Origin of the sequence: Bradyrhizobium sp. 134 (assembly GCF_023074155.1) — a bacterium.
Classification (GTDB): domain Bacteria; phylum Pseudomonadota; class Alphaproteobacteria; order Rhizobiales; family Xanthobacteraceae; genus Bradyrhizobium.
This window is the reverse complement of sequence record NZ_JADPKX010000074.1, coordinates 90,176-113,713: the sequence shown is the minus strand read 5'-3', so window position 1 is coordinate 113,713 and position 23,538 is coordinate 90,176. Positions and strand designations below refer to the sequence as shown.

The 23,538-nt window shown below is 57.3% G+C and carries 18 protein-coding genes; 11 read left to right on the top strand and 7 right to left on the bottom strand.

Annotation, left to right across the window (positions count from 1 at the left end; all coding sequences use genetic code 11):
* Positions 1–477 precede the first annotated feature (477 nt).
* The 8 genes from hxsA2 (at position 478) to IVA75_RS30690 (ending at position 11,806) form a co-directional block, all read left to right on the top strand.
* Positions 478–756: a His-Xaa-Ser repeat protein HxsA2 gene (hxsA2, locus tag IVA75_RS30725; RefSeq protein ID WP_247288179.1), complete on the top strand. Its 279-nt coding sequence runs from the start codon at positions 478–480 to the stop codon at positions 754–756.
* A 351-nt stretch (positions 757–1,107) separates the two neighbouring features.
* Positions 1,108–2,556, top strand: a complete 1,449-nt coding sequence (gene hxsB, locus IVA75_RS30720) for a His-Xaa-Ser system radical SAM maturase HxsB (protein ID WP_247288180.1) — start codon at positions 1,108–1,110, stop codon at positions 2,554–2,556.
* Positions 2,557–2,663: 107 nt separating this feature from the next.
* On the top strand, positions 2,664–3,764 hold the full coding sequence (gene hxsC, locus IVA75_RS30715) for a His-Xaa-Ser system radical SAM maturase HxsC (protein ID WP_247288181.1): 1,101 nt from the start codon (positions 2,664–2,666) through the stop codon (positions 3,762–3,764).
* 25 nt (positions 3,765–3,789) lie between these two features.
* Positions 3,790–4,743 carry a hypothetical protein gene (locus IVA75_RS30710; protein WP_247288182.1) on the top strand — a complete coding sequence of 318 codons (954 nt, stop codon included), beginning with the start codon at positions 3,790–3,792 and terminating at the stop codon, positions 4,741–4,743.
* A 39-nt stretch (positions 4,744–4,782) separates the two neighbouring features.
* A complete protein-coding gene (locus IVA75_RS30705) occupies positions 4,783–5,127 on the top strand; it encodes a KTSC domain-containing protein (protein ID WP_247288183.1) in 345 nt (114 codons plus the stop codon).
* A 761-nt stretch (positions 5,128–5,888) separates the two neighbouring features.
* Complete coding sequence (locus IVA75_RS30700) at positions 5,889–9,299, top strand: hypothetical protein (protein WP_247288185.1); 3,411 nt, start codon at positions 5,889–5,891, stop codon at positions 9,297–9,299.
* A 621-nt stretch (positions 9,300–9,920) separates the two neighbouring features.
* The gene (locus IVA75_RS30695) at positions 9,921–11,420 is read left to right on the top strand and encodes an NAD(P)/FAD-dependent oxidoreductase (protein WP_247288303.1); all 1,500 of its coding nucleotides are present in this window, start codon (positions 9,921–9,923) and stop codon (positions 11,418–11,420) included.
* Positions 11,421–11,614: 194 nt separating this feature from the next.
* Complete coding sequence (locus IVA75_RS30690) at positions 11,615–11,806, top strand: hypothetical protein (protein WP_247288187.1); 192 nt, start codon at positions 11,615–11,617, stop codon at positions 11,804–11,806.
* Positions 11,807–11,883: 77 nt separating this feature from the next.
* Here the strand turns inward: IVA75_RS30690 and IVA75_RS30685 are convergent, their stop codons facing one another.
* From IVA75_RS30685 to IVA75_RS30670, 4 genes are all read right to left on the bottom strand, one after another.
* Positions 11,884–15,237 carry an AAA family ATPase gene (locus IVA75_RS30685; RefSeq protein ID WP_247288189.1) on the bottom strand — a complete coding sequence of 1,118 codons (3,354 nt, stop codon included), beginning with the start codon at positions 15,235–15,237 and terminating at the stop codon, positions 11,884–11,886.
* A 424-nt stretch (positions 15,238–15,661) separates the two neighbouring features.
* The gene (locus IVA75_RS30680) at positions 15,662–17,218 is read right to left on the bottom strand and encodes an ISL3 family transposase (protein WP_247288304.1); all 1,557 of its coding nucleotides are present in this window, start codon (positions 17,216–17,218) and stop codon (positions 15,662–15,664) included.
* Positions 17,219–17,309: 91 nt separating this feature from the next.
* Positions 17,310–17,537 (bottom strand): hypothetical protein, encoded by a 228-nt coding sequence (locus IVA75_RS30675; RefSeq protein WP_247288191.1) that lies wholly within the window; start codon positions 17,535–17,537, stop codon positions 17,310–17,312.
* Positions 17,538–17,660: 123 nt separating this feature from the next.
* Positions 17,661–18,278, bottom strand: coding sequence for an NYN domain-containing protein (locus IVA75_RS30670; RefSeq protein WP_247288193.1), 618 nt, complete (start codon positions 18,276–18,278; stop codon positions 17,661–17,663).
* A 762-nt stretch (positions 18,279–19,040) separates the two neighbouring features.
* Here IVA75_RS30670 and IVA75_RS30665 point away from each other — a divergent pair.
* The gene (locus IVA75_RS30665) at positions 19,041–19,526 is read left to right on the top strand and encodes a DUF4142 domain-containing protein (RefSeq protein ID WP_247288305.1); all 486 of its coding nucleotides are present in this window, start codon (positions 19,041–19,043) and stop codon (positions 19,524–19,526) included.
* Between the two features lie 849 nt (positions 19,527–20,375).
* Here the strand turns inward: IVA75_RS30665 and IVA75_RS30660 are convergent.
* On the bottom strand, positions 20,376–20,552 hold the full coding sequence (locus IVA75_RS30660) for a hypothetical protein (RefSeq protein WP_198293370.1): 177 nt from the start codon (positions 20,550–20,552) through the stop codon (positions 20,376–20,378).
* Positions 20,553–20,709: 157 nt separating this feature from the next.
* Here IVA75_RS30660 and IVA75_RS30655 point away from each other — a divergent pair, with 157 nt between their 5' ends.
* Positions 20,710–21,030, top strand: coding sequence for a hypothetical protein (locus IVA75_RS30655; protein ID WP_247288195.1), 321 nt, complete (start codon positions 20,710–20,712; stop codon positions 21,028–21,030).
* 818 nt (positions 21,031–21,848) lie between these two features.
* Here IVA75_RS30655 and IVA75_RS30650 read toward each other — a convergent pair.
* Positions 21,849–22,430: a hypothetical protein gene (locus tag IVA75_RS30650; RefSeq protein WP_247288197.1), complete on the bottom strand. Its 582-nt coding sequence runs from the start codon at positions 22,428–22,430 to the stop codon at positions 21,849–21,851.
* An 87-nt stretch (positions 22,431–22,517) separates the two neighbouring features.
* Positions 22,518–22,841, bottom strand: coding sequence for a hypothetical protein (locus IVA75_RS30645; RefSeq protein ID WP_247288199.1), 324 nt, complete (start codon positions 22,839–22,841; stop codon positions 22,518–22,520).
* A 403-nt stretch (positions 22,842–23,244) separates the two neighbouring features.
* Here IVA75_RS30645 and IVA75_RS30640 point away from each other — a divergent pair, with 403 nt between their 5' ends.
* On the top strand, positions 23,245–23,490 hold the full coding sequence (locus IVA75_RS30640) for a hypothetical protein (RefSeq protein ID WP_247288201.1): 246 nt from the start codon (positions 23,245–23,247) through the stop codon (positions 23,488–23,490).
* The last annotated feature ends 48 nt before the right edge of the window (positions 23,491–23,538 follow it).

The following is a 23,538-nucleotide window of genomic DNA, read 5'->3' as shown; positions in this document are numbered from 1 at the left end:
GAACCTGCAACCAGACGGTTATGAGCGCGCGGCTCGAAGGTACGATAGCCGCCACGAGCAATATAGCTTGTTCGGCGCGCCTTTGCATTTCTCGGTGCGATCACTACGACCGAATGGGTCGCTGCAAACGGACGGGCGATTAACTGATAAGAGTCGGTCGCAAAGCTTATCAGTCTGCAAGATTCCATAACGTCTCATATACGACGGACGGAGGGAGCGACGCTTTGGCCAAACCTCGGCGTCGTGTAGCCGAAAATGTCTTCAAGGCTCCCGATGGAAAGCGGCGACTGCCCACCCGGGAATGCGGAGGAATCGGCCACTGCAACAACGGTTTCTTGACAGAAATCCATCCCTGCTGCCGGGGCCTGGCAGATTTAGACTAAAATAGTGTGCCTGGGCGCAATGGAGCTGTGGACTAAGTGCCCTCAGAAGTTGTAGTAGTGCATATTGATTAGGCAAAATTTGAGGGGGGTCGATATGGCTGAGAAATCAAAAATTGTGCTTTCGCTTGGCGCAGCGCTCGCATCTCTAACCGGAATGTCGGTTCAGGGGGCCGAGGCCAAAGCAGTAGCCAACGACGCGAGCGCGGCTGCGGCCGAAAACACCGCCATCAAGCCTGAGCCGAACGCTCACTATCAGGTTGGCAAAGACCTTCTTGGGTTCGTAATGACGAAGCAGGCCGACGGCACCATTGTCGCCCAGCATTCCTCCCACGCGTCGCATGCTTCACATGCGTCCCATGCCTCAAGCCGCTAAACTTCCTCTGGCGTCTCCCGTCGAGGTAGCTGTCGATTTTGATTCAAGCGTCCAAAGCCTCAGTGCTTTGGACGCGGCAGCCTATCGTCTGATCGGAACGGCGACCTGTCGGATTGACCGGGCTGGAGACCGTTACGTCTGCCGCCTAACTCCTTCCGTCAGCCCACAAAGGCGCGCTGTGCTGAGTTCGGACGATCTGAAGGAACGATTCCTGAATGTGGTCGCCGATGAAAATCTGCGGGCTCGTGTCGCTGAGAAAACGGATGGCGTTCGGAACGTCATTCTTGCTCTTGCTTTTGGAAGTCTGGCCGCCACCCAGAATGATGCTGAATAAAGTCCGGCCGGAGTATCATGGCGCGCTTTTTACCTCCTGAAGCCTTCAGTGCGGCAACAGAAACTATTTCGTTGCTGCCGTTCAATCTTGAGCGCACCGGAACAAGCCAGTATCTCGTCGCTAACATGGTGGGTGATTTCATTCGCCTATCGGAAGATGAGCTAAATAGGCTGGTCGACCTTCGGCTACGGCCCGGCGACGGCCTTTACGAAAAGGCCTATGCCGCTCATCTGGTCACCGGGATCGACCAGAAAGGTCAACGGCAACTTTTGGCGGCTCGGCTGAGAAGCCGGATGTCGTTCTTGCAGCAGACAACGCCACTCCATATTTTTGTCGTAACGTTGCGGTGCGAGCACTCTTGCCCCTATTGCCAGGTCTCGCGTCAGAGTACCGACCGCTCGCGCTTCGACATGAGCGAAGCAACGGCGATGCATGCGCTGGACATAGCCTTCGCTAGCCCGGCGGCACGAATCAAGATTGAATTTCAGGGCGGTGAGCCCCTTCTTAATTTTCCGATGATCCAGACGATTGTCGCCGCCGCGAAGGCGCGGTCCAGCAAGAAGGTCGATTTCGTCATCGCGTCAAATCTGGCGCTTTTGGACGATGCCGTTCTCGCATTTTGCAAGGCGAACAACATCTTGCTTTCGACCTCCCTCGATGGTCCTGCGGATCTACACAATAAGAACCGCCCGAGATCCGGTGCAAATAGCCACGAACTAGCCGTGGCGGGAATCAAGCGGGCGAAGGAAATCTTAGGCCAAGACAGGGTTGGAGCCTTGATGACCACCACCGAGGCGAGCCTCGACCGCGTCGACGATATCATCGGGGAATATCTGCAGTTGGGGCTGGACGGGATTTTCCTGCGGCCGCTGTCGCCGTTTGGTTTTGCCATTAAGACAAAGCAGTTCGCCAAGTACGACGCGCAAAAGTGGCTTGCCTTCTACGAGCGCGGGTTACGCCGAGTTCTAGAGATCAACCGACAGGGCACCCCGTTCCGGGAGTTCTATGCGGCGCTCCTCCTCACACGAATGCTCTCGGACCGCCCCATTGGCTACGTTGACCTGCGCAGCCCGGCGGGCGCCGGGCTTGGTGCACTGGTCTACAATTACGACGGCAGCGTTTTCGCGTCGGATGAAGGCAGGATGCTCGCCGAAACGGGAGACGACGCGTTCCGACTCGGTCACGTCGATCACGACAGCTACAAGTCTCTCATCATGTCGGACAAACTGATTGCCGCAATATCGTCATCGCTCACGCAGTGCGCACCAGAATGCTCGACCTGTGTGTATGAGAGCCACTGTGGGGCGGATCCCGTTTACCACCATGCCACACAGGGAGACGCCCTGGGTATCAAGCCCCTGTCGGCCTTTTGCGCTCGGCAGAAAGGTATCATGGGCCTGCTGCTCGAAATTCTGGAAAACTCTCCGGAAGATGCGGCCATCTTGCGACGGTGGGCCACCGCATGACCCTTCCTCTCTATGGCACAGCTTCGCTGAGCGCTGGGTTTTGCTCAGATAGAGCCGCTCGCTCGGTCATTAGGCTTCGATCAATCGATAGCACCGCCGAACGCTGCGTGGCTGATTTCGCACTCGCCAGAACGCGAGACGAAATTTGTCACGCGATAGAAGCGGACTGGGCGTCAATTGTTGTCATTTCCGATGGCTCGATCGATTTCTCCGACACGTTTAAAGGACGACTAGTCGCAGTGTCGTCAAAATACGATTATCTCGCGGACGGCGACGTCATCGGGTTCGATCATGTGTCGAAGAAATTTCGTACGATGTACCGGCGTAATTCGGCGCACAATTCGTTTTTGGTCACGGAGCGATGCAACAACTACTGCTTAATGTGCTCGCAACCGCCGAAAGACGTCGATGACCGGTGGATCCTCAAAGAAATCAAAGAAAGCCTGCCTCTCATCGACCCAGAAACTCGCGCCCTGACTTTCACTGGCGGAGAGACGCTGTCGGACTGGAAGGATTTCATCGCTATCCTGAAGGAGTGTCGCGACCGGCTTCCGGCGACCGCTATCCAGGTATTGACGAATGGCCGGGCGTTCGCCAACTCAGAGATTGTAGACGCCTGGAAAGACGTCGGGCACCCTAATCTGATGGCCGCCATCCCAGTCTATGCCTCGGTCGATCGTATCCACGATCACGTTGTGCAGGCCACGGGCGCTTTCGACGAAACCGTGCTAGGAATTCTCAAGCTCAAAGACCGGGGCCAGCGCGTCGAAATACGTGTCGTGCTGCATGCGCTGACCGCGCCGATCATCGAGGACACGGGCCGGTGGATTGCCCGCAATCTGCCGTTTGTCGATCACGTCGCATTGATGGGCCTCGAAAACACAGGCTTTGCCGTTGCAAACGATGCGATGCTTTGGATGGATCCTATGGACTACGGCGACGGCCTCGCCCTGGCCGTTGATCACCTGAGTGCCGCTGGCGTCAACGTGTCGGTTTATAACCTGCCGAAATGCGTCCTTCCGAAGTCAGTATGGCCCCATGCACTCCAGTCGATCTCGGACTGGAAGAACGGCTTTGTCGACGAATGCGATCGGTGTGACGAGAAAAGTACGTGCAGCGGATTCTTTACGACCGGACGTCCGCGGTTCAGCCGCGGCGTACGCGCAATTATTTCACGAAGGCATAAATTGAGCCCCGCAGCGGATTAGCAGGCACGGAATCAGGAGAATTGACATGAAGATTCGCAATGGTCTGCTTATCGCCGTTGCTGCTGCATGCAGCATCTCCGTAACGCCGGCCCTCGCCAAGACCGCAAAAGAGTGTACTGCCGAATGGCGTGCCGATAAGGCCGGGATGCAAGCCCGCGGCGTAACGGAAAAAGCGTACGTTGAACAATGCAAGGGCGGGGCGGAGCCAGCCGCGCCAGCGGCCAAACCGGCGGAGACCGCGCCGCCACTGGTACCCAGACAAACGACGGCCGGCTCGAAAACTGCGAAAGACTGCACGGCCGAATGGCGCGCTGATAAAGGCAGCATGCAGGCCCGCGGCGTGACCGAAAAGGCGTACGTTGAACAATGCAAGGCAGGTGCGGCGCCAGCGGCTTCCGCCCCTCCGCCAAAGCCTACCGCTGCAACCCCTCCGACCCCGGCGGCGTCGCCACCGTCGACCAGCACCTCGTCTTCCTCAAAAATTGCCAAGGAGTGCATCGCCGAATGGCGGGCCGACAAGGCGGGCATGCAAGCCCGTGGCGTCACCGAAAAGGCCTATGTCGAGCAGTGCAGGGCTGGCGGCGCTATGCCGGGCGCGACCGCTCCCGAACCAAAGCCAACCGCCGCTGCGCCCTCGCCGCCGGCGAGCCGCCCCGCACCAACCGCGACGCAGGCTGCGCCAGCCCAAGCGCCGCAAAAGCCGGCGCCCACGACGACTGCAGCACCGGTTCCGTCTCCGGCACAGCAACCATCTCCATCCAGAGACAACGCAACGCTGGAGGCGGGACAGTTTGCCGACGAGGCGTCTGCCAAGGCCCGCTGCCCGGCCGACACAGTCGTGTGGGTCAATCTGCCGTCAAAGGTCTATCACTTCGCCGGAACCAAGAGCTACGGCGCCACCAAGCGCGGCGCCTATATGTGCGAAAAGGAAGCGATCGCCGCTGAAGATCGGGCCTCGAAGACCGAGAAACATCCCTGAGGTGAAATCCAAAAGGGGTTGCACAGGGAGACATCCTGCATGTTTCGGTTTGCTGTTCTCGTTAGCGCATGTCTCGCTAGCGCAAGCTGGGCCGCTGCGGAGACGATCGACGTAAAATATTATGGCAAGCTGGATCTAGCGCCCTTCGCCTGCGCCGATATCTCGCGGAGCAGCTTCATCAACCGAGCATGCTACGACAAAACCCAGCAGTTTATGGTCGTGCAACCAAGATCGATCTATTACCCCTATTGCGAGATGCGCGCAGCGACCTTTGAGGCCTTTCTGACGGCCCCATCGATGGGGCAATACTACAATGCCAACGTCAAAGGCTCTGGCTCAGACGGTCCTTTTGATTGTCGGACGCATCGCGTTCCAAAATATTAGATGCTCTCTGGAGGTCCAGAGGCCGACTCTTTCCATACCAACGCATACGCGAATGCTGCTCGTCAAAAATGCTTGGCAGCAAGAAGCCCGAGCAGAACCAGTAGGGGGCCTTCCTTGCCAAGGAATAAACCAAAGGTTTAATCGGGCATCTTTAGTACTTGACGTGCCGCACAAGTGCTGCAATTTGCTTTAGTTTTCTTCTTTGATGAGTTTGGGTGAACGAAATGCGCAGAAGTCTCCGCGCCTTCGGGTTTTGTCTTGTTTCCTGTCTTGGGTATGCGGCTGCAATTTCGTCGTGTCACGCCCAAGGGGCTCGAGACATGATCAATGTTTTCGGTGCGATCATGCAGTCTGCGATTGTCGAGGCTACGCAAGCAGAGTGGCGTAAGATTGGATCAGCGAGCCAAGCGTGCGTGGATGGTACTCTTCGACAACGAGGCCTCAACCTTCAGACACTCGTTAGCAACGGCGTAACGCCTTCGGATAGCCGGATCGCGAACATTGTCACGAATTGCCGATCTCAGGCAGACGCGCAGCAATTTGCCAACGCTAGACTTCAGCCGCCCAACGATGCCGTTCGGACTGATGCGCCACGATCCATGCAGCCTTCCAAATACCGCGTCGACAAAGTTGCCCTGGGTAGCATTGTAGAATTCGAGTCGGCAAACTATCGAGAGTATCAGTGTAAGCCGAGTGACCAATTTTCGGGATTTACGTGGTGTCAGAAGCAACGAAACGAACGAGCACCGCGAGGGGATTACTTGTCGTCCTACAGCCTCTTGCATAGCCAAGATGGGCGCCTTTCATATCTAAATCGATATCTTGAGCCGGCTTTCTTCGACCCTGGCGAGGTCAGTGGGGACATTGAGCGGTTGACGCGCGCGTTCGGAGAGCAACCACGAACCATCGAGATGCCGCGAAACATCCCCAATGTATCGGGCGTCATCGCGTATTGGGGCGCAGCCTCGCTTGAACCGTTGGATGCGAGTGCTATCGCTGCGTTGGCAGGCGGCCGCAGCCCGGGTGGAATTCTGATAGACTTCGTCGGCGACTTCCAGCAATCAATCCGTCAGAAGCTTCCGATCTATCGCGTGTCCGGCGGCGCGGGCTTTGTTTGGGCCGAAAGCCACGATTCCGACGGGCGCGGCCGGCTGCGATTCTTTGCGATAGACGCGTCAAGCCTTTCGAATAGCCCAACTTCAGAGGCCACGCAGGAGGCATCAACAGCGACGCCAACCGATCCGTGGAAGGATTGTCAGTCTTCAAGACCTGAAATGCGGCTTACAGGCTGTACTAAGGTAATTGGGGCGAAAGGCCTTGACCGCGTCCGACTAGCTGATGCTTTCGACGGCCGCTGTTCCGCCTACAATCAGACACAGCAGTATCAGTCTGCGCTAGCGGACTGCAAAGCCGCGATTGATTCGAATCCGAGGTATTCGTACGCGTATGCCAACCTCGGCGCCAGCTATCTAGGTCTCAATGACACGGCGAATGCCCTGACGTCGCTGGACAAGGCCATCGCCCTCAAGAGCAACTTTGTGTGGTCTCGTCTTAGCCGTGCTAAAGCTCGCGCTGCCGCGGGTTCAACTCAAGAGGCACTCCAAGACTACCAATACGCCCTGCTAATAGAACCATCTAACCAAGCCGCTAAAGACGGCCTGCTGAGCTTAGTGGCGCCGGATACTGCGACACAGACGGCCGAACCGTGCCTTTCGGCACCAATAGACGGCAACTTGGCCGCCACGGGATCTGATGTCTCGCCACTTCGAAAGTTCGACGTGACGATCAGAGAAATATCATCGGTCGTCCAAAATTATCGAGAGCAATTGACTCGCTCGCAGGCCAAGGTCGATCGGTTGTCGCGGGACAAGGACGCCGGCGAACGAAAGCAGCAAGCTCTCGCGGGTTCGGCAGAAGATCGCAAGAAGTTGCTCAACGATGTCCAGCGAATGACGGAGGCCGTAGCAGAGAGCCAATCGAGATTCGACGATGTTGCACAGCGGTTTTCCGAACAGGAAGACAAGTTGCATCGGCTCGAGGCAACCGGGGGCAATAGGCCGCTATTGAAGGAACTTCAGCAATCATTCGCAAAGTTGCGCGCGGCCCGCGCAGATGCCGAGCGAGAGCTCCACCGGAAAATCGGCGACCGCGATGAAGCGGTTTCGAACGCTCAGCGACGAGCAGCGGAGATGGCGGCGCCGTTGGCCGACATCAGGAAGATCGACGTCGCCAAGGACGATGCTGAAAGCTGCATAAGACAAATCAAAGCCGGTATTGACGCCCTCGATCAGAAGGCCGACGACCTTCGGCAGAAGGAGCGGGGTCAGGCCGCTGCAGCATTGCGGCTGAACGGGGAACATCTAGTCACCGACCTGACTGAATTCGCGCAGAAAAATTCGAGCCTTGTTCCGCTGGAGATCGGTCCGCTTGTTGCCACGTTGAAAGGGGCGTTGTCCGGTCAGGACAACGACAAAATATCGAGTGCGTTTGACAATCTCCAAAAGCGCCTCGATGAAGTTCCAGAGTTCAAGCGGTACCGCACGTCCAGGGAGGAGGCTAGACAGCAGGCCGCCAAATCCGAGCTGGACCAACTTCAAGACGCCGCTCGGACCATATCGGAGTTCATCGCGAGCTACGTGCGAGCAAATATAACGTCGGATGCCGCACAGGATTTGCTCAAAGTCCGTTCGCGAATGCTTGATGCGCTCGCTGAACCTGACGCTGAGTCGTTGAAGGCCGCCATTGCACAAGCCGAAAAGGATCTCGAGAGGCTTCACGTCGAAGTAGCATATCGCGAATATCGCGGAAAACATCCAATACAAAGCCGCAAGGAGTTGCCTGCCGCGACGGACCGAAATCGCTATCTTGTGCTGGGCCCGCTCGATGAAACGCTCGTCCTGGTCAACGAGAGTGGACGCGCAGGGGTCGTTCGCAACCTGCGGGGTGACCTTGTGTTTGACAACGGTAAGGCAGCGATGTGCTTTGCACACGACGACAATCTTGACGCTTTCGCCACTTTAGAGCTGAAAAAGAAGATTACTGACCAGGGTGCGCGAACACTTAACGTACTCGCCGGAGTTTGCCAGCCGGCTGATCTCGACAAGTATGATCTGATTGGGGTTAACCGGGGCCTCCTCGCTACGGCCTCTCCCGAAATCGCTGCTTCGATCCTCGCCGCATCCGATAAGGGCGACTTTACCTTGCTCACGAGTATTAGCGAACGAGAGCTTCAAGTCGCCCGAAACGGCGATAGCATTAGAAGCTTGCAGTTAGAAAATGACTTGTTGAACAAGGCTATTGACGGCTTCGGCGTGGTCGTCGTGAAGAACAGCAACTCCGTGGTCTGCCAAACGGTTGCAAGTCAGCAAAAGGCTCATGAATCATTACTGTCACGCAACGCGGACCGCTTTCAATTGGAGTTTGGTGCGCCAGCGTCGACGATTTCGACCTCGATCGACAGTGCATTCGTGGCTGCGAAGAGAGGTCAGTGCGGTGCGATCTATGGAGCAGCTAAAGACCTACGAGAGCTAATTACGAGTTTGCAACGAGACAAACTCAGCTATCATGTCGTGCCGATTTGGTTTTCAGCCGGAGACGTTGACACCGAGCAGACTAAGATTGCGGATCGCGTGGCCGGCGAGATGCGCGCGCAGGCGGCGCTAGAGCAAAAGAAGCGCGATGATCAGGTGCGCCGCGAGGCCGAAAGGAAGCAAACTGACTCTGAGAAAACTGAGCGCGAGGCGCAGCTGAGGCAACAAAATGGGTCTCTCGCTCGCGGCATGACCGACTCAATCCTCTCAAGGATAAAGACGTTTTCGTCAGGTACCGGCGATGGAACGCGGGTCGCGCAAGAGTGGCCTACCTTGGCAAGGTGGTTTGGTGATCAGAGACGCCAAGAGTGGGAGCTTGAATCCGTTAGTGGAGATCTCCTGGACTTTGGCGTCGTTGAATGGAAGAATCGGGTGCTGGAGGCAGGATTTGTTGCTGTGCGCTTCAAGATGAAGCAGCGAGGGCTGGGAGAGTACCAGGAGAAGTGCTTTTCCGTTGGCTATACAGCCGACCATGAGTTTGATGTTGAGCGCGACCCGATAGCAGTCCCTTGCGAGGACGAGAGCTCTGTGAACAGGTATAAGGTAGCACACAGTTTCACGAGCAAATGGTTTGCGCACTAAGACGGTTGGCAACCGGCAAGCAATTGATCGGGGAGTCAGTTGGGGCTGACAAAGTTTGCCCGCGAATGGCATCAGTTCGCGGACTGATAAGGAAACTAACAAAAGCTTATCAGTGCTGCGCTGGTCCAAGCGGAGTGTCGGCGAATACGTCTCTCGACTGACTGGAGGATCACCGCTCCTCCATACAACGTTGCTAAGAAGCTAGACTTATTGCAAAATTCCATGATTCGCCCAAAGCTCGCGTGAAAAGCTACAGTGATCTGCTACAAGTGTCCGCGCAACTCAACGTCACGTGGAGTGGGCGGGCAGGGACGTCGTCCCGACCGCCCCCAGACTTGCCGTGATGGGCCCGCGATCATTGCCTGCCGTGCCGCAGGGCGAAGATGTTTCGTCCAAAAACCGATAAGAGTCGCCCGGCCAATGTTTCTGTGCTCAGACCAGTGGTAAAGAGACAGAACGAGGCTGAACGGAAGGTCGTTTTTAACAAGATGGCAGCGTCAGGAACGTCCCTTGAGCGTCTCCCAACTCACGAAGCGCGTTCGGCGCGAACTGACTTACTTGGACTATCCGGCTCGGGAGTGGACCGTCCCGCGTCTTATAGACGGCGTACCGGTTCTAGACGTGCTGATTGTCGGGGCTGGACAGAGCGGATTAGGAGTCGGATTCGGTTTGCGGCTTGAGCGTATAGCAAACGTCAGGATCATCGATCGTCGCCAACGGGGCTTTGAGGGGCCTTGGCGTGGTTTCGCTAGGATGAAACATTTGCGCACGCCGAAAGAGGTGACTGGCATCGATTTTGGCATTCCGAGTCTAACGGTGCGGGCGTGGTACGAGGAAAAATTTGGCCGGTCAGCATGGGATCGCATAGATACCCTCCCGCAGGAGGTATGGCGATCGTATCTGGATTGGTACCGAGACGTTTTGGATCTCCCGGTCGAAAACGATGTCGAGCTGATGTTGATTGAGCCAGCGGATAATAATTTTCTGGTCCATCTCCGTCGTTCCGGGGGCATTGAGCGGGTACATACACGAAAGATCGTCCTCGCAACGGGCTTTGAGGGAAGCGGGAGCTGGCGGACTCCTAAATCGCTGGTCGGTTGCTTGTCTGCAGATCTTTACGCGCATTCGGCAGATGACATCGATTTTCGCAAGCTTAAGGCAAAACGTATTGGGATCCTTGGTACCGGAGCATCGGCCTTTGACAACGCAGCTCGCGCTCTTGAGGCCGGCGCCGCGCGAGTAGACCTTTGCTTCCGTCGTTCAGAGATGCCTCGGGTCAACCCACTCACCTGGATGAATTTCGTTGGCATGTTGGGCCACTTTGGCGAACTGACGGACTTGGACCGCTGGAGATTCATGCGCCACATTCTTGAGGAGCTTCCGGTCCCGCCCACACAGGACGCTTATTGGAGATGCCGCAAGTTTGAGAATTTCGACTGGCACCCTAACTGCAATTGGAGCGTGGTAGACGAAGCGTGCGGCGTCGTGAATGTCCGAAGCAGCGATTGCAGTTTCGAATTTGACTTTATCATCTTCGCGACCGGAGTCGAAACGGACCTCTCGGCGCGTCCGGAGCTCGTCCTATTTTTCGAACAAATTGCCCTTTGGCGCGACCGCTTCACGCCTCCGCCCTGCGAGGAAAGCGAGTTACTCGCGCGCTATCCCTATCTAGGTCAAGCATTTGAATTCACAGAGCGGCGCCCGGGCACCGCTCCGTTCTTGCGAGGGATACACAACTTCACGTTCGGGGCATTCCTCAGCCATGGCATATCGGGGGCGGCGATCACGGGTATAAAGTATGGAGTGCGGAGGCTGGTAAACGGAATCGCGCGTGATTTGTTTCTCGAGGACTCGGCCAATTACTACCGCGATCTGCTGTCATATCAGACGCCCGAGCTGCAAACCTTAGACAGTGCATTTGTTTGGCTGAGCCAGCTTGGCAGTGACGCTGCTAATTTCGACAGCTTCGCCAATCAGCTGGATCAGCACCAATCTGCTGCGCTGCGTGGCTTGTTGCTGCGATCAACGCCAAGGCATGACTCTCCGGCTGCAAAGTCCGCCCGAGCCGCCCGAACGAAGCGCACACTGCGAACGACACAGCTCAAGAAGAAGGGGAGGTGATATAACGACTTATGCTAACGAAATGTGCGGCGCGACAATTTACTCTACGCTCGAACTAGGCTCCGCGGAGAGGAAGGGTGATTGAGTATTATGGAAATGCCGTTTGACTAAAGCTCGTATTGGAGAATATTGTAGTTTGTTGCCTTCCACGTACTGATCTCCGCCTGACGACCACCACCATCGTGAGGTTAGCAATGGCCTTCATCGCATTTACGAAAGTGATCGATTTTACGACTTTGACCGCCGAGCAGCGGAGAAAACTCAAAAGCATTCTCGGAAAGCGTGAGAAGCAGCTCAAGAAGGCGATTGAGGATGTCGAGCGCGCCCTTGGCAACCTTGAAAGAACCGGTAGGAAATCTCGAAAGAAGTCGAAGGGCAGGCGTTGATCGGGCGCTAATCAATTTACGTCCCGGCCTGATGTTCAGCGGTGTTGGCTAGGAATTGCCTCCACCTGACTTCTCTGTCAGTTTGCTGAAGCTGAGCTTAGTTCGTCCACTAGTTTCCTGGCTTCTTCCAGGTCGGGTGTAGCACGCCCCTCGGTGAACCAACTGAATATTGGGTTTACGAGGGACCTCGCCTCGAAATATCTGCCTTCGTTACTCCAATGTCGCGCGAGACAGATCGAGGCACGCAGCTCCCACCAGCGGGCTTGCTGTTTCCGTGCAATCGTCAGGGCACGCTGCAGTTCGACCTCGGCCTGCTCACAGTTGCCGAGTTTTAGGTTGATGCTGCCTCGAAGACGGTACAACTCGGCTTCAAAAAACGTTTCGCCCGTTGCTTCGGCCAGTTGAATCCCTTCGTCGAGCAGACGTAGTCCAACTTCCGGCTCGCCAAGCTGAGTATGGGCAAAGGCGAGATGGCCCAAGTAGAGAGTGCGGCGGCACCGTTCAGAGTTTCGGTAAGTTGCCGCCAAGGCGTTGCGCATCAGCTCGATCCCTTCTTGAAGCTCTCCTGCTTGGGCCAACAGTGCTCCACGAAAAAAACGTGCTCTTCGTTCAATTGCCGCAAATTCATGCTCGATGCTGAGCGATAGTGCCTCGTCGGCGTGAGCAAAGGCGCGCTTTGCGTCGCCGCCGATTGTGCCCAAGACAACTATGTTCCCGAGAGCCAAGGCAGTCGTAAAGCTTTGTTGTCTCGTTCGCGCAAGAGTTTCAGCGCGCTCAACGAGTGTTGCAGATTGGTCAGGATAACCCAGTACAAATAAGGTCGACGAGAGCCACGCCAGGCTGTTCACCGCGTCATCGACTCCGAAGTGACGATAGGTCGAGATCGCGGCTGGATTGGTTGCGCACAGCGCGAGGGCGCGCTCTAAGTGTTCGCGTGCGTCGGCGAAGGCACCAGTGAAGTGCAATGACTGCCCAATGAAGCGTGTGGCGAGGACAGACAGGCCCGTATGTTCATATTCTGCGGCCAACGCGAGGCAGTGCCGGGCATCCTCCAGAGCTGCGCTATACTCTGCGCGCATGAAGTGAGCGAGGTAGTTGCCCCACAGGATCGTCATCCGTTCTTCTAGGCTGGCGCTTCCGCCGAGGAGCGCGCGAGCTCTTGAGAAGACCCGGGACGTTTCTGGAGCAGCATCGCCCTCAGTGGCGGCGAGTGCAGGCCCAAGGGCCAAATAGAAGTCAAGCTCCTTGCGATCGCGATGCGGAGAGCTTGGTAGCTGCTCGGAGAGCTCCATTCCTCGCGCGAGATGTTTTACTGCCTCGGCATTGGATGAGCGGCTCAGCGCGCGCTTTCCAGCCTTTAGCCAGTAGTCCGTGGCCCGCTCCAGCATACCGGCCTCGGTGAAATGGTGCGCAACGATTTCTGGATCGTTCACGACGGCATCTTTGAACTCTTCCTCTAGAACGCGCCCTATTTGAGCGTGAAGTTGCCGCCGCCGTCTCTTCAGCAAGCTTTGATAAGCCGCATCCCGTATCAATGCATGCTTGAAGCTGTAAATGGCATCCGGAAGGTCACCTTGACGGAAAATCAGTCCGGTTTCCTCGAGTTCAGCGAGGGAATGCTGCAACCGTGTTTCGTCTTGAGCGACAACAGCTCGCATCAGTGAATAGGAGAAGTCGCGACCGATTGTGGCGCCGATCTGGGCGATCTCTTTTACTGAGTGCAGACGGTCGAGCCGCGCCATAAGAGAGTCATGGAGGGTCTCCGGGATAGCGAAAGGTGGTAACTGTCCCTCCAGCTGATAGCTATCCGGATGTTTAATCAGAATGCCTGCTTCCAGGACTGCCTTTGTGAGCTCCTCCACGAAGAGCGGATTTCCGTCCGTCTTTGTTACGATCTGGTTCATCACGTCGGCCGGAAGCGCGCGGCCATTGGCCACCTGGGTGGCTACACCTTTTACATTATCTGGGTTAAGCCGTCCCAGAGTCAGGCTTCCGACATTCGCAAGACCGGTCCAGGGAGGCTCGAACTCTGGTCGAAAGGTAACCAGCGCAAGGATAGGCAACTGTCGGGCTCGCTCTACGATCAGATTGAGCAATTCGATCGTAGTGTCGTCGGCCCACTGAACATCCTCGATGATCAAGAGGATCGGCTGTTTGCGGGAACCGCTCTCAAATTGATCGAGCAGGGCAGCAAGCGTGCGGCGTCGCTGCTGAGCGGGACTCAGCTGCATTTTCGGATAACGGTCCCCCGATGGAATCGATAGCAGCGCAGCAAAGAGTGGTGCAACCCTCTGAACTTGCGGCGCGTTCAGAGCGAGCAGAGCTTCCAGCTTTTCAAGACGCATCTCGGCTGTATCGTCCGCTTTAAAGCCGGCGCTCCTTTCTAATTGCTCGACGACGGGATGAAGGGCGCTGTTGGCGTGATAAGGCGAGCACTGATAACGGAACTGTGTGTGTGGTTGTTGCTGAGTTGCACGTTCAGCCAGAGCGGCTGCTAGCCGCGACTTCCCAATACCCGGTTCGCCGGAGATGAGAACGATCTGGCCTTCGCCCATACGAGCTAAACGTTGACGTTCCAGCAGAAACTCCAACTCGGAATCGCGGCCGATGAGATGGGCGAAATCTGCCGGACGCACCGCCTCGAAGCGGCTCCCAGAGGCCGAAAGGCCCTGAACGACCCAGGCTCTAACGGGCTCGCTGATGCCCTTGAGTTGGTGGGCGCCAAGGTCGCGAAGATTAAAGAGCCCCCCAAGTAGCCGACGGGTCGAGTCGGCAACAACCACCGTATTCGGCTCGACCAAGGCTTGCACGCGAGCCGCGATGTTAGGAGCGCCCCCAACGACGGAATGTTCCCGAAGCTTTCCCTCTCCGCCTAAATCGCCGACTACGACAATCCCGGTAGCGATGCCGATACGCACGGCAAGAGGTTCCCCTGCGCGGGTTTCAAGCCGCGTTACCGCAGTAGTGATGTCTAGTGCAGCTCTCACCGTTCGTTCGGGATCGTCCTCGTGCGCAATGGGATAACCGAAATACGCAAGGATGCCGTCTCCGCGAAAGTCGGCCAGAAAGCCGTCAAATGAGCGCGTGATACGAGCGCAAGCAGCGTGATAGGCGTCGATGACGGCACCCATGTCTTCCGGATCAAGCCGTGCCGCCAACGCGGTCGAATCGACTAAGTCACAGATCATCACCGTAAGGTGGCGGCGTTCCGCTGACTGCGGGACCGCAGCCTTCCCGGCAGCCGACTGAGAGCTTGAGGAAAGCGCACTAATCGCGTTCAAAAGGCGCTTCCGGTCGCCGAGTGGTATGCCGATCTTTTCGAAATCGACCTCTGTTAATTGCGGCAACACATCGCAATCTATGGCGTTCGCGATGAAAACGGACTCATGTTGTCCCAGTCCTAGACTTCTCAGCCAAGTCCTGATTTCCATAGCAGGATCCTGGTGTGTACGTGGAGCTTCTCTGAAGGCTAATGTCGTTCGGGCTACTTCATCTTGTTCGAAGATCCCCCAAACAAGCAGTAGCGCCTTAGTGCACCGACCATAGCATGCTGTCGGGTCTCAATATGTGAATAGTCTCGCAATTCGTCACATCTAAATACCTGCGGAACCGTCCGGGACTGGCTCGGCTTCCTTCCCAGCATCGTTCCCGAAAAACTGCTTGCCTTCAGAAGCCAACACGGACGATGTTTCGGCTCAAAGCGCGACGGGCACAATTTCTGATATCAAATCCCAATCACCTCGACCACTTAGAGGATATCCACTCCTCCTGAACATCGGTCGCAAGATACTGTGAAGGCAACACTGTCAATCGGCGTTCAAATTTGGCTCTGACGCAATTTTGGTGCAGCACTGGTCATGTGGCACCGATTAGTCGAGCCTGCAGCAAGTCGAGCTTGGCGCGTCCGTACATTTGGCGCTTCACCAGTTTAAGCTTGGTGATCTGGCCCTCGGTCTGTCCGTTGGACCAGGACGTTGTGATCGCTGCGCTGACGGCGGCCTTGTCCTTGATGACGCCGTTGGCGAAAGACATGACGAGGCTTGCGCGTGCCCGTTCCAACCATGGTTCAAGCTCCATGTGAGCCTTCTTGCGGATCATCGCATGGAAAGCGGCTATGATCTCTCGAGCTTCCACCAGAAGAGGAACGCCTTGCTCGATCGCCGCAATGGTGACGGTCTCTGACCTTGATAGTGTATCGCGGCCATTGGTCATCAGGCGGGCGATAGTTCTCGCGGACGGTACGCGCTGCAGGCTCTGAGCATCGGGCATTTCGGCACGCCGACGGCGTGTCGCCCATTCGGTAACGACTCGCACCGAGCCTCTAAATCCCTGCGCCTTGAGGCAACGCCACAGGTCGGCGCCATTACAATGACCAGCGGCCCACTGAACATCGAGCCATGGCAGGTAGTGCTCGAGCGAGCTCTCGCGCACCCTGAACACGTCGGATCGCTGACCTCGCAATGCCCTGCGGATGAGGCCCCGGCTATGGCCGGTGAGCCGTACGATCTCCTTTATGGAGACGCCCGTCTCAGCCTGTTTGAGGATTGCCGCGTTGGTGTCTTCTCGCCGAAGATAACCCTCATATTGAATGCGCTCGGCGGCGGTCAATAAGTTGGGATTTATGGTGGCGGAGCCGACCGCGATGCGGACCTGGCGCATGGATTTGCGAACCGCATCCAGGAAGGCGTGGCTGGCGTTCTCCATGAGGTGCCAACGGTCGGCGACCTGGGTGGCGTGCGGGAGTGCCTTGGCCGCAGCAAGGGCGTAACCGCCGCCGCGGTCGCGCGCGACCACAGCGATCTGTGGTTGCCCCGCGAGCCAGGCCTGCGCAGTGGCTGGCTCTCTGTCGGGTAAGAGAGTGATCGGTCGTCGCCGCTCGAGGTCGCAGATGATAGTTCCATACCGCTGATTGCGCCGCCAGGCCCAATCGTCGATGCCGATAACGCTCGGCGCAGCAAAGGGTGGACACCCGCGCCTTCTAACCACCCGAAGCAACGTGTCGTTGCTCACGGGCAGCATAAGTCGACGGGCAAAACTCGCCGCTGGGCGGCCACCCAAGGCGAGGCCAAGGTGATGGACGATCAGATCGAGCCGGGTCGTTCGCCGCGCCCACGGTGCTAGAGCGCCGTCATCGAAGCGCTCGGTGAAAATACGCCGACCGCAGAGAGCAGTAACGCAGCGGAAGCGGCGCGCCACGACCACCAAGCGAACCTGCCGCCCCGCAAGCGGCAGATCGGTTAGGCGCCGCTGATATCGGCTATGGATCCGCCCAGAACTGGTCCCGCAGCCGGGACAGAGACTGGTCCCGCTCGTGGGACGCACGGTGATCAGGGTCGTAGCGCCATCACAAAAGGCGCTCTTCACGTCAAACCCGTGAGGGACCAGAGCCGACGGACGTAGGGCTCGCTGCATCATATTGATTCCTTTGTGAAACCAACACGAGCCGGCGCTTGAACTTCATCAAAAGTGAGTCAGAGCCAATTTTGGACGCCGATCCCCCGGCTTAGGGGGTCAATATTGCAGGCCGAATGACAGAAATGGCGAAGTCGCCCAACGCGCGTGTGATGTTGTGAACGGCATCGCGTCGCCCGATCGGTGCGGAGAACATCGTCTCTATCAGCGCGGCCAGGCTCATGCCGCCGACCAGCATGGCTCGTGCAGCTTCGTCGCCGTGAGAAAGCCGGAGGGCGGTCACGATGACGGCAATAGCGTCCGGGTTCTTCAGAGCCAAGGCAGGTTCGCTTCGCCAGCAAAAACATGATGCCGGATGCTACCCCTTTCATGCAAGCGACATCGAGCCGACCCAACATATCTCAAGCGACAAATGCCGGAATGCAGGCGGCGCCTTCAGGGTCTAGCCGAGAGGGTCGTTCCCTTTCGGCTCTTGCAAGAATTTTGGCATGTGTCCACGCGCTTCGCGGTCACGCGGGGCGGGGCGTTCGGACGGGTCGCGGCCGAGCTTGGACTGCAGCTCGACGAGGTCGGTGAAGACGTCGGCCTGCCGGCGCAGCTCGTCGGCGATCATCGGCGGCTGGCTCGCGATCGTGGAAATCACGGTGACCCGCACGCCGCGGCGCTGAACGGCCTCGACCAGGGAGCGGAAGTCGCCGTCACCCGAGAACAGCACCATCTGGTCGATGTGCTCGGCGAGCTCCATCGCGTTCACGGCGAGCTCGATGTCCATGTTGCCCTTGACCTTGCGGCGGCCGGAGGCGTCGATGAACTCCTTGGTCGCCTTGGTGACGACCGTGTAGCCGTTGTAGTCGAGCCAATCGATCAGGGGGCGGATCGAGGAGTACTCCTGATCCTCAATGATCGCGGTGTAGTAGAACGCCCGCGTCAGTGTCCCGCGGCTCTGAAACTCCTTCAGCAGGCCCTTGTAATCATTGTCGAAGCCGAGAGTTTTCGCCGTCGCATAGAGATTGGCTCCGTCGATGAAGAGCGCGATCTTGTCGGTAGAGGAAGGTGACATTCAAGTTCACGCTTTCGGTGAAGCAGCGCGGATTAAGTTGAAAGCATCGCGGGCGCGCGACGCGGCGGCGGTCGAAATGTATATAGATCGCTACCGAAGATCGTCGAGGACGAGGATGCTTTAAGCCTCAACTATTTCCAAATGGTATTACGCCTTGGAAATCTGACATTAGCCGAAAGTTGGTCTGTCAGATTTGTAATGTGTCCTGTCTATTTCCAGGTGCTTGTTGCAGGGTGCTCGCGCGGTGACCGTTGGCGATTTTGCTCTGTTTGATCTCTTGATCCACCGGCGCGGTCGCGGCTGGCGGTGGTCTGTCTCAGCTTCAGGCAGAGCCGTTCTCCTGGTCGGAACCGAGAGAAGCCGACCCGCAGCTCAATACATGTGGCTGCTCGAGCCGTGTTCCGGTTGCCACTGACGGCTCCTTACCGCAATCAAATGAGATCCTCGGCACGTGGCCTCGACCTGAATCTGAGGAGGCTTTCGGCGGCGGATCGCTTAGACCCACAAGTAGGTCGGGGCCATTAGAGGCGGGTCGGCAGTCCGGAGCGGGGCGCCACCCGATGTGTTCGAAGGACTGGTGCACCGAGCAGACCGGCGCCCGTGGACGGCCCCCATCTCCACGATTTGAGCCGCTGTTCACTTGGCCCTTCGTACCTGCGCCGCAGTGCTAGAGGGAACGTGGCCCCATGTGCTAAATTGGAACCTCTTCCACAATTGGCGTGTTCATCGACAAACGACCCACAGGAGTTTGCCTTGAACAGAATGCTTTTGTCGCTCGGGACAGCAACCTTGATGGCGCTCTCAATTGCCAACGCATCTGCGAAAGATAAGCAAAGCGAGACGTTCCTCAAGAAAGCAATCGAGGGCAATTTCGCTGAAGTGAGCATGGGAGAGCTGGCCCAGCAGAACGGTCAAAGCGATGCCGTCAAGTCATTTGGCAGAATGCTTTCCACGGACCACGCTGCCGCCAACCAGAAGGCTTTAGATGCCGCCCAAGGACTTGGAATGAACTCACCAAGCGGACCGAATCCGAAGCAAAAAGCCGACCATGACAAGATGTCGAAACTGTCCGGCGCGGGCTTCGATAAGATGTTCGCGACTCACATGGTCGCAGACCACCAAAAGGATATCGCCGAGTACAAGAAGGCATCAAAAAGTAAGGATGCTGCCGGAGAATATGCTTCCGGCCAGATAGACACGTTGCAAAAGCATCTGGATGCTGCAAAATCGTTGAAAAGCGGTCATTAATCCGACGCCGGAACTGGATCGGCAAGATCGCGGCAAGACAAGTTCACGATTGCGGGCCTTCATGGAGCAGCGCGACGACTATTTGCTCCGGCTGGCGAGAGTTTTGGATGATATCGGGGCGGACCAGCAGGTGCTAATTCGGGAGCGGTATATCGAACACGCGTTCGGCGGGAATGGTGCCCTCGCACTTGCAGAGGCCGAAGTCTTCGCCCGTGCTCATGGCTGCACCTTTCGTTACGATCGGATTGAGCAACGAGGCGCGTTCACCCGGTCGTATCCCGCCGGTGGACGGGCTTAACCTGCCTTTGGGTTCGGTCTTCTGATGGAAGTTGGGCACTCGCCGCCCGCTCGACGGCCAGTTGATCAGTTTCGGGTGCCGCGGATTCTCGCACTTCGGCCGCTTGTCGGTTTCTTTGAAACGCCCATCCGAGCAATCCCGCCAGCACGAGGACAGCTCCTGCGAGCATCAGCCAGTGTGGGTATTCGATCTTGGAGAGCATCGCTGTTCCCGCTAGTGCCCGGCGTTGACCTTCGTACCGCAGCGGCTAGGTACGCAACCATTCTTCGGGGCAATGGTTTCGGCGACAGTTTGGTTGTTGGGCCGAAAGTGCGTTGCCGTCAACCATAAGACTCCAACGATGCAGAGAGTCGTCAAAGCGGCGCCTCCCACGCTCACCGAACCTCGCAACTGCCCTAACGCGCGCGACATGGTATCCGCTAGCCGGAAATGCTTAACGAAAATGCTGTGCGCGATGCCGCGGTGATTAGCCTGCGCCGCATCGCGCGACATCCCTATCAGATCACGGTTCTGTGGAAGCGAGGGGTGTCGGACGACGTAGCAGGTGCCCGCTATTGTGTGCTTAGCGACAAGCCAAGAACAAATGCCTTAGCCGCCGTCGCGCCCGGCGTTCGCTTCAATTTCTTTGCGATCTTCGTGACACCAGTCTTTTGCTTCGCAAGCAACTTCAGCGTCTTCAGGTCGTCTTTCGTCCACTCGCGACGAACACTTTTTTTCTTCTTGGCCAACTTGGGCTCCTTCGTTGATAGGAGCGCGCTCTAACACGTGTCGCGCAGTTCGCAAATGCCTCGTGAATGGCGCTGTTTGACGGACCCTGTCCTTTTCGACAGGTGCGCGCCGTCGCGAGCGTGGGCATGATCGCGGCTAAAGGACGGAGGCATTGCTATGCTGCGCTACTATTTTCCGATCATCCACAATGATCAAATACAGGCGGACGATGTGGGGGAGCTGTTCGGCTCTGCTGAACTAGCGGTCGAATACGGCGCCTTTATCGCTCGGGATATCGCCAGCGATCCCGATTGCGACCGTGATGCGGGCACGGTGGTAATCGTGGTTGACACCTCTGGTGCTGAGATCGCGCGGCATGTGGTGGGGGCGGCGCGAGCGGTGGAGGTGAGGGGCCGGCAAGGCGTGCCCCCAACCCGGCAAGCGCAACCGGCACCGATTGATTCGGCCGCATGGGGCGGCGACGCGGCTGGCAAGTGAGTGCGCTTTTCGCACCGCTTCCCTGTTCTGCGGGAGGCGTTTTCGACAGCAAGCTGGCCGCATTCGCTTGCGCTCCCTGCACTATCTCTTGGGAGATAGAGGAGTAGTTCCAACAGATCTCACTCAGCTCCATCTGATTGAACTCAACAAATTCGTTCAGACGAAACACTTTTGTTCGCTCGACAAGCCTGACCGAGACATCCGTCTCTGTGGGACGGGGCACGTTGAAGTCGGAATCATTGGCGACGCTTCCATTGAAGAGCATGTCTACCGCACGCCACGCGATCTTCAGTTCGCCATTCCGCAAATGTCGCTCACCGACTCGTCCTAAATTGTGCGTGAGGGCATTTCGTGCAATGCTAAAACCGGCCATGTACTTCGATCCTTCGGCCGAAACGCCGAAGTCACTAGATATGATCGATAGTTTTTTTGCCACATTGGTTTCGCTCTCAAAACTCGCCACTCTCTTTCGCGCCTCGCTCGTTAACGGTGGACGGTGAAAACGCGCAAGAGTAAGGGCTTTGACTATTTGATCGCAGAAGACTGAACAGTGTTGATCAAGCTCTTTGAGGGCGCAACCGATGATCCAGTGACCGAAGTCGAGCCTCGTCTGACGAACAACTTCGGGGGGCGTTGGCACAGGAAAAAAAATGCCAAGTAAGTGGGCCGGCAGATAGCAACGTTATATCAGATATGCTTTCGTCCCCGGCAGTTCGCAATCCTAGTTTCATGAATGCGGATGCGCGACGAACGCCCATTTGCATAACTTGGTCGAGTTGATTGAAGTCGATAAGTTCGCTGCTGCTCCACGGGTACAGTCATGGGGCGTGATCACCGGCACTGCTAAACTGCGCCCGCACTGCAGTTAGCGACCGCCGTATTCGTCGCTTCTGATCTGAGGTAAGGTGAACGTTTGGACGTTCCTGGGTTTCTGTCAGATGCTCGAACACATCTGCAGCCACCGGCATGATGTTTAACAGGTACTGCGCTTCGATGCCCCATCCTGTCGGATTATAATGAGAAAATTGTCGTCGCAACTCGTTAAGTCGCTCGAGGTTTCGACAGTCTTCTGCGGATAATAGCAGGACAGGCCCCCGCAAAAGTTCGGCTCGCCGAATCCAAGCGAGTAACGTGTTATAATCGGCCATGGCCCGGCGCGGCCGCTCTGGCGTCGGGTTCCGCAACCATTCACGGTTCTGCTTTTGTGACTTCGGGTAAAGCGCACCGCACCCATCTGTCCCAGTGAGAGCAAGTACCATCGCGCCCTGCACCGCGTTTTGCATAGCGATTATCACCCATTTCCACATCGTGGGACTAGTTTGAACCTCAGAGAATTTTTCGGCCGCCAATTCGATAGACAGCACCGCATCTTCGAACTCATCGAAATGGCAAAATGTCATTTTCCTTCAACCCTCATCCTCAGCCGGCGAATCGCCTGCGAGTGGTGGCGGCTTTCCATGCGATACAAACAGCTCAGAGGGAATCGGCTAACCACAGCGGATAGCTGGCAGCGCGTCTCCCTTCGTCAGATCGAAGTCATAGAAGGCTTGCCCGAGCGTGACCCGCAGGCGCTTGGCTTTGCGCAGAGACGCCACGGCTTCCCCAGCGGCGCCGCTCCACAGGTACAGCGTCGTCCCGTCCTGACTGAATAGCGCCCCGGTGGTCATTTGCATCAGCCCGTTGTCGTAGCGCCAGGACACGCCGATTCTAGACCCCCAGCCCTTTCGTTCACTCCACACCAACCGGCCTGCACCGAGCCGTTCAGACAGCCCACAAGCAGCGTTGAGTCGCCACTCTGCGACGACGCCCATGTGAGCGCCTTATCGGTCATGCGATCCTTTTCGGTGGTGAGGCCCGCAGCTGTTGCGCTATAATCGCGCGAGACAACACTGAATCGCCGGCCGCTCATTGCAAGGCGTCCCCTTGCCCGCCTCAGCAATGGGGCGGGCTTTTGTCCTTTCCCGTAGGAGGGACACGAATGGACCTGGCCGCCAATCGCAGGGTGGTCGGTGCTGGGGTTTTGGGGTAAAAACCTATCGGCGGCGTGATGTTGCCCCCAAGTTTCACTGCGCCGCTGAGGCCCGCTCTAGCGCAAGTTGGGGCGGGCTTTTACTTCGAGTTGGCGTTTCCCAATCGTGCTATGCGCCGTCACGGCCTTGCTCCGGTCACCCACGGTCGTTAACGCTGAGCCCTAAGACCGCGTAGGGGAATACGGTGAGCAAGGTTCGCGAGTTCATGGACTTCTGGACCGAGAACAGCATCCACGCTGCCGAGCAGTACCGGACTGCCGGCGCGTCGCAGGATGTAGCGGAACTCACGCGGCGGCTAATCGAGGCTGCCAAGGGGCAGGGCATTTCGGAAGCCGCCCTGCAGGCGGAGATCGGCGAAATCTCCGAGTACATTAGGGACCGGCTCAAGGCAGCGAATAGGGCTGAAAGCGAACGGCGGAAACGCACTTAAGCGGTCCAAAGCTCAGGGCGTGTCTCGCCACCCGCAAGAAGATCTCCA